Raw genomic sequence first — 12,985 nt, 5'->3', positions numbered from 1 at the left:
TCTCTTAAAAATCAAAAAACTTTTTGGCACTCTGCTGACACGGTAGCTGCTTCTTTAATTCTGCAATAATCTTAGTACAGGCATTCCCGTCACCATAAGGGTTGTTAACGGGCTGACCTTTAGAATAACTGGCACCGGTTAACACGTTATTGATAGCCATGGCGATAGCGTTACCATCTAACGTTGTCGTTACAACACTAGAAGCAAACAATCGGCCTGTCTGTCTATTCCCTATATTGATGGTTGGAATCTTAAAAGATGGTACTTCAGAAATACCACTAGATGAGTTGCCAACAACAGCGGAACAATATTTTACCGCAGACAAATATCGAATTTGACCTAACGATTTAACCGCAACCGCCCTTTCTCGATTATGTTCAATGTACGCTTCGATGCCACGAATAATTTCACGACCGCCGTCATCGGCATTTGGATAAGTAAATAGGATTTTATACTCTGGAAACTTATCCAGCGCTTCTAAACACGCTTTAAGTTGATTGCTAGCTTGAACATTTGACATAGTCTCTGGGTGATAAGTGAACAAAAAGAACTTGTCAGCGGTCAATTGAAAATCAATAGACTCAGACAGCTCCTCAATAGTTAACAACTTGGTCCTAGTCAAATGTTCAAGACCAACACTTCCCACACAAAAAATGCTATTAGGTGATTCTCCAAGTTGCTCGACCCTTTTGGCATAACTATCATTGGCGACAAAATGAAATGTGCTCAACTTAGTAATGCAGTGCCGAATAGGATCATCGTAAGCACCTTCCGTAATTTCACCACCGTGAAGATGAGCAACGGGTATTCTTAAGAAGAAAGCAGCTTGAGCGGCGGCTAATGCTTCATAGCGGTCACCCAAAATTAATACGCAGTCAGGTTGCATTCGTGAGAATGCCTCAGCATATCCCATACAGCCTAAGCCTACACTTTTTGCTGTACTGAGTGGGGTGTCGGAAGACAGTAACATTTCTACTTTTTCATTGATGTGAAAACCATCTCTTTCAATCACTTGATATGTTGAGCCGAACTCAGGGGAAAGGTGGGCTCCCGACACTAAAAGCTGAAGCTCAATTTTCTCATTCTGCTCAATATCTTTGAGTAGCCAGTATAGATGTCCATACTCTGCCCTTGTTCCCGTGAATACACAGACCTTAATATTTTCAAGCATAGCGACATTACGTCTCATCATTAGCAGCTGAATTCAAGTCATCATAAAACTGTTGTTCCAGTTTTAAGAGGTTTTTAGAACGCTTAACTACTTTTTTTGCTGGATTACCTAGATATACTGACCAAGCTTCGAGCCGGTTAGAAACCATGGAAAGTGCTCCGACAGAACAACCTTCAGGCAGATTTGCTCCTGGGAGTATGACTGAGTTAGCTCCAATGAGGGTGTGTTTACCAAGAAAAACTTCATCGTGCTTAACGAACTTGTATTTATCAGGGACCATTGGGTTGGACATCCCTCTTCCCAAGTAATCATCTGAAGAAGAAAAAATGGATGTTTTTGAGGATACACCAGAAAAATCGGAAATCGTAACCTTACCCGCCCCAGCAATGGTGACATGAGTTGAAAAGTGAACATAGTCTCCAATGTGAATACAACCCTCACCTGCAGACAGTGCGCAATAATCATCAATTCTGACATTTGAGCCTAAATGAATTCTTTCTGCACCATACACACTACATTTTTTAGATAGGAAAACATTCTCTCCCAGAGATGCAAATCCCATAGATTCTAGCTCAGATAGCGTTAACCAGCCTGACATAATCGTTCCCCATCTAAGCAGTGCTGCCAGCATCAACAGTAACCGTCGACCCTGTCATCGATACTGCTTTATCACTCAACAAAAAGGAGACACTGTGTGCCACATCATCTACCCCAGCAAGCTTACCTAGTGGGCTCCTTCTCTTGATCGATTTTAGCTTTTCACCCTGAAGACCTGATGTCATATCCGTTTCCATGTACCCAGGAGCAATAGTATTCACCGTGATACGCGATTTACCTAACTCCCTTGACAGAGAGCGAGTAAAACCACTTAGTGCCGCCTTAGTTGCACCATAGACCGACAAACCATTAAACCCTGTAGACGCGATAATAGACGATACATTGATTACTCGTCCTTTGCGGTTTAACAACATTGATCGGCTCATATACTTGGTCAACAAAATTGCAGAAAGTACGTTAACCTGAACTAACTCTTCTATTTGGGAGTCGTGCATTGTTGCTAACACTCCGTCATGCCCAAGTGCAGCATTGTTAACCAAACCATAGAAGTGGCCATGCTCTTTAGTTAACGTTTTAACAAACTCATGAATCTCTGAGGTATTTTTCATGTCAAAAGCATGAAAATGAATGTTGCCTGAAGCACTGTCATCTTCAATCGACTCTTTTAACTCAGGCGTCAACTTTCGTCCGGTTGCTATAACGTTATACCCTTCCGTCTTCAGCAAACGCGCAATTGACAGACCTAAGCCTCTGGTAGCACCAGTAACTAAAACATTTTGCATTCTTATGACCTTAATATTTTTCCTGTATGATTTAACTTAATGTCGTCAGTAAACTTGATTACAGCGGGAACTTTGTGACTGGCTAACTGTGAACGGCAGTGCTCAACCAGCGCTTTTCTGAATGATTTTTTATCTTCAACAGAATTATCTACTACAACGTCTGCAGCCACTAGGTCTCCCATTATTGGACTGGGCTTAGCATAAACAGAAACCAACTTAACACAAGCAAATGAACGCATCACTTTTTCCACTTCTTCCGGTTGAACTTTGTTTCCACCGACATTGATGGCACCATTTGCACGACCCAAGAAGAGATATCGACCATCCTCTAGTTTGACTACATCCCCTGTGTTGATGTAGCCGTCGTCTTGTTTTAGTTTTTCTTTGATTCCAATATAAGATTGATTCAAGATTTCTGGTTTCAATAGCAAAAAGCCTTCGTTATCAACCTTAATCTTGACTCCACTTGGGGGTGACGTTAAGTAGCTGTCAGGAAAACCTTCTTTCCCATCTGTAACAGCAAAGCCTACACCAGCTTCCGTTGAAGCATAAATGTGAACAATCCTCGAACCAGAGAAAGCTGCACCCAACGCATTTAGCACTTGTTGATCCACAGATTCACCACCAAGCGTAATTTGCCTTAATTTTAACTGGCGATGATGTTCAAACATCAAAATTTTACGCCACATTGTTGGTGTTGCGGATAAAGCATTACAACCTGCTGAGGCTAGCTGGGACAATGCATCATCCGTCGTTTCGCTTCCTTTAAGGAGAACTAACGATGAGCCAGAATAAAGGCACTGCAAAAACACTTGCAATCCCGCAAATCGCATTAGCCCGTAGAGCAAGCCCCAGGTATATTCTCTACCAACGGCTCGATTTGTTCTTACACTTCTTGTTAACGACTGAATAGAGTGAGATACCAGTTTTGGCACCCCTGTTGTACCTGAGGTTGGTATAATCCAGTTAGATGCCAGCTTCGACAACATTTCATCGCTTTCTACAGGCGCTTCATTGTGTTGCTCATGTTCTAGCTGAGACACTGTGACAATTGAAACATCTTCAGGCATTACATTGCCTAGGCTTGCGTTATCCGTTAGTAGGGAAGAGCACCCTGTTGTCTTAACAAAATTGGCAATGTCATCACTATTTTGTTCGGTTGGTAACAACAATATACTTTCGGCTGTTCCATCCAGTAAACATAGCGCGCGAGCCGTATCCAAAGGACTGGAAAGATGAAGAGCCACTTTTTTACCATGAATGCTCTTACGAAAACTTTTTGCACTATTCCAAAAACGCTTGAAATCTATTGCTATGACGGTTTGACCTTGGTAGAACCAAAGAGTATCGTTATCTGGAAATAAGTTAATTTGTTCTATTAACATTAGTTAGTTCTCTAAATCACATTAGCGCTAAACTTATTAGCTTTAAATCGCTCATATCTACAAAATTAATAATAACTGTACAGAGGCTATTTCTTTATAGGTGTGCTTGGAAGGTTAATTAGATGTGCCTCGATATACTCAGAGCAAGTTAGATCACCACGTATCGCATTCTCAAACATAGGCAATCTGTGCATGAGCTGCCAAATAGGACGCGTCATTACACCTGAACCATTTGTGCCTGTAAGTACCTCTTCGCGGCTTTCTTTATCAGGACAAATGATTGCATTTAACCAGTAGTTTGACTGCGCATATTCTGGCTCAGTGACAAATTTAAAATCTGTTCCGTTGAAGAAATCCTTGTAGCCTTCTGCAAGTAGTCTTTTCTTTTTCAGGTATTGCTCAATGACTTCCATCTGCGCACACCCTAGAGCTGCATTCAGGTTAGGCATTCGGTAGTTAAAGCCAGGTTCATTATGGAAGAACTCATAGGGATGAGGAACTTTTGCTGTCGTAGTAACATGCTTAGTACGCGCACCTAATTCTTGAGTCTTGCATAGGACCATGCCACCACCACCAGTGGTAATAACCTTATTACCATTGAAGCTGACAGCACCAAAATCACCAATAGTACCGGTGTGTTTGCCCTTATAGAAAGAACCTAGACTTTCTGCGGCATCTTCAACCAACGTGATGTTCCATTTCAAGCAAACTGCAACTAGTTCATCAAGTTCTACAGGGTGACCGAACGTGTGCATAGGTACAACTGCTTTGATTCTTCTGCCTGTTTTTTTATGGATACACCCCGCGTCTGAGACTTCAGCATTCTCTTCTAAAAATGCATCCACAGCCTTAGGGCACAACCCTAAACTCAATGGAGAGACATCCAAAAAAATAGGCTCAGCCCCCATATGATAAAGAGCATTGCAGGTTGCAACAAAAGTCAAAGCTTGCGTGATCACCAAGTCGCCTCTTTGAACATTAGCCATGTACAATGCAGCATGCAATGCTGCTGTACCATTCACTGTAGCTACCGCTTTAGCCGTACCAGTGTAAGCTTCAATTTTTCTCTCAAAATAATCAACAAACTTACCGACGCTAGAAACAAATGTACTTTCAATCGTTTCCATTACATACGCTTTTTCGTTGCCATCAAACGTCGGTGCATGTAAGGGAATAAATTCGTCTGTTTTGTAAGTATCTCTCACAAATTCAACAATAGATGTCGCTTTCATTGAATACACCACTTACATCTTGCTATCGAGGTATTTACCCGTTTCTTTGTGCCCAAAATCAGGCAGCATGGTGAAGAACAGTTTCACAATCTGCTCTTTAGTCCAAGCTCGCTCACCTTTCATCTCAGAAATACTGTTTTCAAATAAAGTAAGAAGTTCTTGCTCATAAAGAGGATCATTTTTGATGATGCCCAGATTTTCGAATCGCAACATATCTAGCTCCTCTTTATCTGTAAAAAACTCTTCAAAGTCTTTTTCACCCGTTGTATCACTTGCAGTAAACAAACATGGCCATTTTCCCTGTTCTGGAAGCGTACGTGCAAGTTGGCGGGCCTCTTTTTCTATTTCACATAGGTGAGGTTCAAAGCCAAGTTGCTCTAGGTATTTCACCGCAATATCTGCAAACGAAATAAGATGAAGAGCTTCACTCAGTTTTGGGAAGAAAATGTCACGGTTTTCACCAAAGATACAAGACATTAAACATAGTTCCCCTGACTCCTGAGGAGTCACAAAGTAGCGTTTGATGTCGTTTGGCGCCACGATAGGTTGGCGTTTTTGAATACGTTGGTTAAATCCATGCAACAACGAGCCATCAGAGAATGCGACGTTTGCAAAGCGAGCAGTTGAGATTGCTATTTGCTCGCTTTTACGCATCAGGAACATTTCCATAATACGTTTGGATGCCCCCATCATATTGACTGGGTTTGCAGCTTTATCAGTTGAAACACAGAAATACTTTTTCGATCCAGCATCAATAGACTGCTGGATCGTTTTGTCGGTATTAAAAACATTTACATCGATCATGCGCATCAATGTATAAGGATCTTTTTCACTTCTAACATGTTTAAGCGCAGATAAGTTCAGTACATAATCGAACTTACCATCGGCTTTAATGAATGCATCGTACTCTAGAGAACCAATATCCAAAGCAAATGTTTGGAAATCACCATCTATGTAACCAAATGAGCTGCGGACATCTCGAACAAGCTCTACCATGTTGTTTTCACTAATATCGACAACATGTAGCTTCTTAGGATTACGTTTGAAGATTTCTTTGGTTACGGATTGGCCAATGGAACCAGCACCACCAAGAACAAGGAAACTTGACTCAGATACAATGTGTGACAGTTCTGTTTCATTGTTTTTAATATCCTGAGAGAATAAGTTTCGGGTACGACCGATCAACGGTAATATACTACTCATTTCAAAATTCCTAACTATATGGGTTACTACTTTTTCGGTTGATTTTGTTTAAACACAAACCTTAACATTATAATAGTGACGCCTATCATCCCTCCCAGTAATGTTGCTAACACACATATTAGTGCTCGCTTCGGTCCAGTTGTTTCTTCCGGCACTACTGCTGGGTCTATGGTTTTGAAAGCAAACTCTGCCTCTACTTCTGCCAGCATCAAGTTTTTGGTCTGCTCTTCAATTAGCTGAAAAAATACGGTTTGCATATCAGCTATATTGGTTTTATTCAGTTGCTGCTCCAAATAACCAATATTACGTTTTGTTTCATTCAGAGATTTTTCTTTCATCCAAGTATTTAAGTCCAACACTAACCAGTCAACCCATTGCTGTGCGATTGCAGGCGAATAGTGGGTGATAGATAGGCTAACTAATCCTGAATTTTTATCTTCTGAATTAGAAAGAATTTCTTTAAAGGCTTTATACGCCTCCCAATCTGTTGGAATTACCGATTGCCCTATGGGCACCTGCCGGATCCATTCTTTGGTTGTGGCGTCATATAATTCTGTATTCAATTCAAGTTCACCGCTGTCTTTATGCCATTGAGTCGAAGCCATTAACGGCACCAACAAATCGTGCTTTCGGATAAACGCATTAATAAATTGACGAGATTGAAGCACCGCAAGCGCCATGGCTTTGTTATCGGTTCCACCTCCCCCTAGGTTGATACCCGCTAAAGAAGCTAAGCCTCCAAATTGTGAAGCCATGGCGGTCATTCCGCCTTTTCCATTATCACTGGCAGCGACCAAAACGGCAGTTGCTTTGTAAGTATTGGGCTGTGAAAGCGCATAGAACACACCACCTACTGCAAATACTGTGGTAAATAGCAGAATGACCCATCTCCCCTTCCACATTACAGAAAAGAGTTCTCTCAAATCGATTTCGTCATTTTCAACCTGAGGTTGTGGGTAGTATGGAGGATACGGCTGGTTTGGCGGTAATTGTTGATTCATAGTGTTACCTAAAAATAGAGCGTGAAGTTAATCACGCTCCAAATGTATATTTTGAGAAAGTTATAATCGTTTGGCTAGTCTGAAATGGCTTTCCAAGCAACACCAATTTGGTAAAGGATCTGCGTTGCTGAGGTGAGCGTACTTAGCCCATCTAAGTAATCCGTATCAATTGGGACAATGATGGTGTCACCTGGTGCCAGTGGCTTGTCTTTGCGGCTAAACCAGAAAGAATTGTTTGGCAACATCACGGAACCATCCGCTCTTACAATGTAAATACGGTCTGTATCCGCTTGCTTTTTCGTGCCACCGGCGGATTCTAAATACTCTTCCACTGTCATGTCAGGACGGAATGTATGGTTAGACGAGTATTGAACTTCCCCCATCACGCTAATAGTTGGGTTTTTGGCTGGTATATAAAGCTTGTCGCCTTTTTCTAGCATAAGGTCCGAGATTGGGTCTTCTTCCATCGCTTCAGGTAAGTTAATCACCAAACGACCAACCGCTTCAGTTTTAGAGAGCTCTTCTGCAATTTCCATCGCTTGCGCAGGCGGTGTAGTGTAAGTCGCAGCGGAATTTTGGCGTCTCAGCGATAGATTGCCAATTTCTTGCTTGAGCTGCATATTCAATAATCGTAAGCGCTCTTGCTCTTGGCGTTTAAGCCTTAATCGGCTAAATACCGCACCTTTTGCATAAGCGTACTCTGTCAGACCACCTGCACGATTAATCACATCACTCAGTGTTTCGCCACGTTGAAAGCTGTATTTACCTGGGAAAACGACTTCACCTTGCAGCTCAATTACCATATCTTGCTGCCAGTTTGGTTGAGTTTTAATTACAACATGATCTTGAGCTTGAAGTTCTAAGTTAGAATCGCCTTTGAGTACATCACGCAAAGAAAACGGAATATGGCGTGATTCAAAGCTTTCTCCCACTCTTTGGCTACGCGTTATCTCAGCTTGGGTGAGATAAGCTCTTTCACTTAAACCGCCTGCTGCTTCTATAACTTTCTCTAATGTTTCGCCCGCAGGCAGTGGGTATGTACCAGGGAATTTGACTGCACCTGAGACTTCCACCAACTTAGCAGGCTTTTTGAAGCTTGACTGGGCTTTTAAGCGTTCAATAATAGGGTTAAGTAATTGTTCACGGCTAGATTGCTTGATGTTATCGGCTTGGGCTACTGTATCTACATTTTGAACTGCAATTTCATTCACTTGCTCATTCAATACAACTGCACCAGTTTCTTCATCAACCAATTCCTGATGCTTTTCAGTAAGCTTCTCTTTACCTTCTACTTTTTTATTCTTTTGCTCGCCATACCAATAGTCCAGTTCAAGCCCGTTATCAAAAACAAAGATCTGGTCACGTTCTTTTAATTTGATATTTTCGGTAGAACGGCGATTTTTTAGAATTTGCCCTAAGTTAAACTGAATCACTTCAATATCACGGTTGGCATTCACTTCTCGTACAATCAATGCATAAGTCAAATCAGCATTCAGTTTAAGATCATCGTCAGCGGAGCTGATCACATCAGACACGCGCATGCCTTTTTGGTAACTCAATGCACCTTGGCGAATTACTTCACCACGTACTGCGACTGCCCCTTTTAGGTTACTGGAAGAAGGTGCAATTTCTATTTTGTCACCTGATTTTATAGAAAAATCACGACCAGAAGCCTTCGTTAAGTCCAAAGTAAATTGCTCTTGCCCTTGAGATGTCTGGCGGCGAACATTAATTTTCGATAAATACCCTTGAGGTAAAACACCACCAGCAAGCTTAATCACATCTGATAATGTTGTTGCACCACCAAGCTCATAAATAGCAGGGCGAAGTACTTCACCGTCGATTTCAATACTCGATGACTTCGCTGGAATAAACAACGTATCTCCAGCAAGTAAACGTACATCATAAGAGGTGTTTCCGCTAATGAGAAGATCATAAAGATCGAGAGTCGCGACTGTTTCACCTTTCCGCTTAAGCTGTATCTGACGAAGGCTGCCCGACTCTTTTACCCCACCACTTGCAACAAGTGCTTGGGTTATCGTAGTCAGTCCGTTCACGTTATATGCGCCTGGTTGATTGGTCTCACCCACAATATACACTTGCATTGTGCGCATACTGCCCATAGTGACAGCCACATCAACACCTAGCACTTTTTGCTCCACTAGCTGCGTTATTTGCGAACGCACTTGAGAAAAAGTCTGCCCTGCTACTGCCAATGGCCCGAATTCAGGGAAGTATACCTTTCCTTCTCGATCAACTTTTAACCGATACTCTTGGTTCGTCTTGCCGTAAAGCTGCACTTTAATCTCATCACCCGCTTCCATAACATAATCCAATGGAACGGGTAAGGTATCAGTAGGTGTAAACCCTTGAGGTTCGCCTAACAATACGTCGTAGCCGAAGTGCTTGAGACCATCTTGCTCTTCGTAACTTGCCACTCCGTTTTCTGAATTTTTTGTCGGAAGAGTACGCTCAGGCACCTGAGTGTTATTTGAATTTATATCTTGGCTAGGCTGCCCTGAATGCTGTAATACGTTTAAATCAATACCGTATTGGCGTGCCAATTGCTCCTGCTGTGCTTTAGGTAAACTCTTAAACTGCGTCATTTGTGCGGGTGTTGGTGTTGGTGTATTTGCGATTGCATTGGCGCTCAATGCTGAGATGCAAAACGCAAGAAATAGAGTCTTAAAAATGTTGTGCATGGTTAACTTCACTTTTATGTGCCAGCGAAAACTTAGGTGCTGACCGCTTGTAGAAAGATAGTTGTCATTGTAAGAATCGAAGTAAGATACTTGCCGTCGAAACTCGTCACTTAGAATCGAAACTCGTACCCGGTCCAGACAGACGTTGAGTTTTCGGTCTTATCCCCAGTCTGTTGGCTATAACCAATACCAGCGTGAACCATTCCGGCGACTGCAGGGAATTGATAAGTGACATTGGTATTTTTGTATCGATTTTGGTCTTGATACGAGTCCTGTAATACAACGCTAAGCTTATGGTCATTTTCCATTTGCAGATAGAGAGAGGCGGATGTACTTTTTTCTAGCAGATACGTATTGCGAGATATATCATCGTGAGATGAAGGGTACATACCATTAGTCCACCCTTGGGCATTCTCGTTCTCTTTAGCTGATGTAGACTCCTGCCTTTCAAGCACTAAGCGCCAAGTATGGCTGAATGCATCAAGTTGACCTGTCCAACCGTAAAGATAAGCACCGGCTTCAGCAATATCATAGGTTGAAGCAATTTCTGCATAAATAGAATGGTATAGACGCTCAAATGATGGCAATGAGGCTTTTGCATCGACAGCAAGCTGTTTATCCCCATTATTAATCTTTGTTCCGTCAAACCAAGTTTGATAAGTAACGCCTAGATCCAACCAATCCAAAGGCTTGGAGGTAAACCGTGAAGCACTGAACCGTTCAAAACTTGCATCATCAGCAAAGCCCACAATCGCTTCTGCACTCCAACCACCTAAAAAGGCATTTTTACCGATATAACTCGCACTCAGATCCGCAGTTGACGAGCTAGAACTGCCCAGTACAAGATTGTGTTGCCAACCTTGCCCCCACCATTTATCTAACTTACCAATAGAGAACAACCAAGCTCCGGCATTGAGAGACAAGTAGCTATCATCCCAAACAAACTGATCATCGCCATTTTGTTTTGCGTATCCCGTTGAAACACGAAAAGCGAAGCTATTCTCCAATGCTTCATACGATGCGTAAGCCCCCCATTCATCTTGATTAAACTGCCCAAAACCAACGAAAGAAGAAGGTTCGTTTCCGATCACAACTTTAGCCGAACGGTTGCCCCTTGAATATTTGGCTGAGTTCAAGGCATAACTCACATGTGCATTGGCTCGAGCAATACTTTTATTGTCATAATGCGATTTATCTAAATCATCACCAATAGAAGCCCATCGTAAAGGATAATGATTGACTGATGACTGCAACAAACCAGCATCAGAAAGGAGCGTTACATCAGAACGCAAAAAGGGATCTTTGGCTTCGAGCCAAGGAGAAGCGTAGGAAGAAAATGAAGTCATACCCAGTGGTAAAAATACCACTAAATAACCAATCGGCCTGATGGGGGTAAGCAAAGAGTTGAGCTGAATCTTATTCACGGGAATGATTGTCCTAACGCAATAAAGCTTGGTGTTTAAGCACGCTACCGCCCATTAGCACACGCATAGCCACATTGCGTTTTCATCTATCGAATGAGTGTTTAATTAGGGCTAATGTTGTTGTTTTCCAGTCAAGCCCTATTATTGCGACACCATTATCCACAACGAGAATCAAATCTCAACGAAGTAGCTCTGTAAACTGATAAAAAAGCGTCATATATTTAGGAAATGACAACAAAGCCCAGCAACGAACTATAGTTCCACATGGAACATTATTGGTAATAAAATGTAATTTACTGTTTAATAAATAGGTATGGAATGATAGACCATAAATCAGCATTAGACATATTGTATTAAATCCTTCAACAGAATGTTGCAAACAGAGCGCCTACTGCTCATATTCATCTAATGATTTCGGCTTATTTATAAGCACCTAACGAATTGATTTAAAATGTCTTTACCTTCCACTGTAGCATGAGGCTTCATCACACTCACCATTTGCCTTATCCCGTTAGCCACATCTTGCTCTGTGACTTTTTCGTGTGCAGTAATGGCACTTTGATAACTAAACCAGTTTGTCGCAATGAAATGAATAGACGTGAGCAGCTCGCCCTTTTCAATCTCATCAATATAAATCAAATTTAACGATTGGAAGGACTCGCATATCAAAAGCAAATTCGCACGTAACTGCTCTTGCACAGATAGATAGTCGCGATGTAATTTGGGGTCTCGAGCGAGAATGTCAGGGAGGTTGGAGTAAAAAAACCGGAACCTCCACATTAAGGCAAAAATACTGTTCATGTAATGCTCAAACAGGCTCACAGCATCTTTCAAATCAATACTTGGCGAAAACTGACGTAGTAACTCTTCCTCGTAGAGCTTAAAAATACCTCGAACAATTTCCTCTTTGTTGCGAAAGTGGTAATAGAGATTACCAGGGCTCATAGAAAGGTGTTCTGCGATGTGGTTTGTGGTCACATTCCGTTCGCCATGCTCATTAAAAAGCTCCAGAGCGCCTAGAACTATTTTCACTTTTGTTTTCACACTATACTCCGAATAGATTATTCAATGGCTTAATGATTAATGCCTCATGAGACCATACATTAAACAATGCATTTCAACTTTCTTCGTTAAATATGGTCTGATCTGCATACTGATTATTTACTTTATCCGAATGTGTACACTAGAATAGCCTTGAGGAGAATTTCATCACCTCATTACATCGATGTAAATAAGTAAGGATAAAGAATGAAACATATCGCTCTAGCAATGCTGGTTGCACTAGGTGCTGCAGGTAACGCTTTTGCCGCTGGTGAAGCGGGAAGTTCAACAGCTGCTTCAGGTGGCGGGGCTGCAGGCGGCGCTGGTGCTACTGGTGCTGCAGTAGGCACTACCACTGCAGTCGTTGGTGGCGTTGCTGCTGCTGCTGTAGTTGCAGTTGCAGTTGCAGATTCTGGTACAACTTCTACGTCTGTATCTCAGTAATCTGATATCGCTATGCAATCGCCCTGACTGGTTCAGGGCGAT

At 42.0% G+C, this 12,985-nt stretch carries 11 protein-coding genes; 1 reads left to right on the top strand and 10 read right to left on the bottom strand.

The window, feature by feature from the left end; all coding sequences use genetic code 11:
• Positions 1-4 precede the first annotated feature (4 nt).
• The 10 genes from neuC to VPNCDNU1_RS14645 form a co-directional block, all read right to left on the bottom strand.
• Positions 5-1,192 (bottom strand): UDP-N-acetylglucosamine 2-epimerase, encoded by a 1,188-nt coding sequence (gene neuC, locus VPNCDNU1_RS14690; protein WP_442758991.1) that lies wholly within the window; start codon positions 1,190-1,192, stop codon positions 5-7.
• Positions 1,179-1,769, bottom strand: coding sequence for an acyltransferase (locus VPNCDNU1_RS14685; RefSeq protein WP_104401007.1), 591 nt, complete (start codon positions 1,767-1,769; stop codon positions 1,179-1,181). The genes neuC and VPNCDNU1_RS14685 overlap by 14 nt, the downstream gene beginning before the upstream one ends.
• 13 nt (positions 1,770-1,782) lie before the next feature.
• Entirely contained in the window at positions 1,783-2,511 is a 729-nt protein-coding gene (locus VPNCDNU1_RS14680; protein ID WP_104401006.1) for an SDR family NAD(P)-dependent oxidoreductase, read from the bottom strand.
• 2 nt (positions 2,512-2,513) lie between these two features.
• Positions 2,514-3,896 (bottom strand): ANL family adenylate-forming protein, encoded by a 1,383-nt coding sequence (locus VPNCDNU1_RS14675; protein WP_104401005.1) that lies wholly within the window; start codon positions 3,894-3,896, stop codon positions 2,514-2,516.
• Positions 3,897-3,982: 86 nt separating this feature from the next.
• Positions 3,983-5,128, bottom strand: coding sequence for a LegC family aminotransferase (locus VPNCDNU1_RS14670; RefSeq protein WP_167404800.1), 1,146 nt, complete (start codon positions 5,126-5,128; stop codon positions 3,983-3,985).
• Between the two features lie 12 nt (positions 5,129-5,140).
• On the bottom strand, positions 5,141-6,331 hold the full coding sequence (locus VPNCDNU1_RS14665; RefSeq protein ID WP_104401003.1) for a UDP-N-acetylglucosamine 4,6-dehydratase: 1,191 nt from the start codon (positions 6,329-6,331) through the stop codon (positions 5,141-5,143).
• A 26-nt stretch (positions 6,332-6,357) separates the two neighbouring features.
• Positions 6,358-7,332, bottom strand: coding sequence for a Wzz/FepE/Etk N-terminal domain-containing protein (locus VPNCDNU1_RS14660; RefSeq protein WP_104401002.1), 975 nt, complete (start codon positions 7,330-7,332; stop codon positions 6,358-6,360).
• 74 nt (positions 7,333-7,406) lie between these two features.
• The gene (locus VPNCDNU1_RS14655; protein WP_104401001.1) at positions 7,407-10,034 is read right to left on the bottom strand and encodes an SLBB domain-containing protein; all 2,628 of its coding nucleotides are present in this window, start codon (positions 10,032-10,034) and stop codon (positions 7,407-7,409) included.
• 110 nt (positions 10,035-10,144) lie between these two features.
• Complete coding sequence (locus tag VPNCDNU1_RS14650; RefSeq protein ID WP_104401000.1) at positions 10,145-11,458, bottom strand: capsule assembly Wzi family protein; 1,314 nt, start codon at positions 11,456-11,458, stop codon at positions 10,145-10,147.
• Between the two features lie 423 nt (positions 11,459-11,881).
• Complete coding sequence (locus tag VPNCDNU1_RS14645; protein ID WP_104400999.1) at positions 11,882-12,502, bottom strand: TetR/AcrR family transcriptional regulator; 621 nt, start codon at positions 12,500-12,502, stop codon at positions 11,882-11,884.
• Positions 12,503-12,706: 204 nt separating this feature from the next.
• Between VPNCDNU1_RS14645 and VPNCDNU1_RS14640 the strand changes: the two genes are divergently transcribed.
• Positions 12,707-12,943: a hypothetical protein gene (locus VPNCDNU1_RS14640; RefSeq protein WP_104400998.1), complete on the top strand. Its 237-nt coding sequence runs from the start codon at positions 12,707-12,709 to the stop codon at positions 12,941-12,943.
• The last annotated feature ends 42 nt before the right edge of the window (positions 12,944-12,985 follow it).

Origin of the sequence: Vibrio penaeicida (assembly GCF_002933855.1) — a bacterium.
GTDB classification, from domain to species: Bacteria; Pseudomonadota; Gammaproteobacteria; order Enterobacterales; family Vibrionaceae; genus Vibrio; species Vibrio penaeicida_A.
This window is presented reverse-complemented; position numbering and strand designations above follow the sequence as displayed.

Excerpts from the sequence above, each read along its gene's own strand:
- neuC (WP_442758991.1), bottom strand. The coding sequence starts at position 1,192 with ATGATGAGACGTAATGTCGCTATGCTTGAAAATATTAAGGTCTGTGTA.
- VPNCDNU1_RS14685 (WP_104401007.1), bottom strand. The coding sequence starts at position 1,769 with ATGTCAGGCTGGTTAACGCTATCTGAGCTAGAATCTATGGGATTTGCA.
- VPNCDNU1_RS14680 (WP_104401006.1), bottom strand. The coding sequence starts at position 2,511 with ATGCAAAATGTTTTAGTTACTGGTGCTACCAGAGGCTTAGGTCTGTCA.
- VPNCDNU1_RS14675 (WP_104401005.1), bottom strand. The coding sequence starts at position 3,896 with ATGTTAATAGAACAAATTAACTTATTTCCAGATAACGATACTCTTTGG.
- VPNCDNU1_RS14670 (WP_167404800.1), bottom strand. The coding sequence starts at position 5,128 with ATGAAAGCGACATCTATTGTTGAATTTGTGAGAGATACTTACAAAACA.
- VPNCDNU1_RS14665 (WP_104401003.1), bottom strand. The coding sequence starts at position 6,331 with ATGAGTAGTATATTACCGTTGATCGGTCGTACCCGAAACTTATTCTCT.
- VPNCDNU1_RS14660 (WP_104401002.1), bottom strand. The coding sequence starts at position 7,332 with ATGAATCAACAATTACCGCCAAACCAGCCGTATCCTCCATACTACCCA.
- VPNCDNU1_RS14655 (WP_104401001.1), bottom strand. The coding sequence starts at position 10,034 with ATGCACAACATTTTTAAGACTCTATTTCTTGCGTTTTGCATCTCAGCA.
- VPNCDNU1_RS14640 (WP_104400998.1), top strand. The coding sequence starts at position 12,707 with ATGAAACATATCGCTCTAGCAATGCTGGTTGCACTAGGTGCTGCAGGT.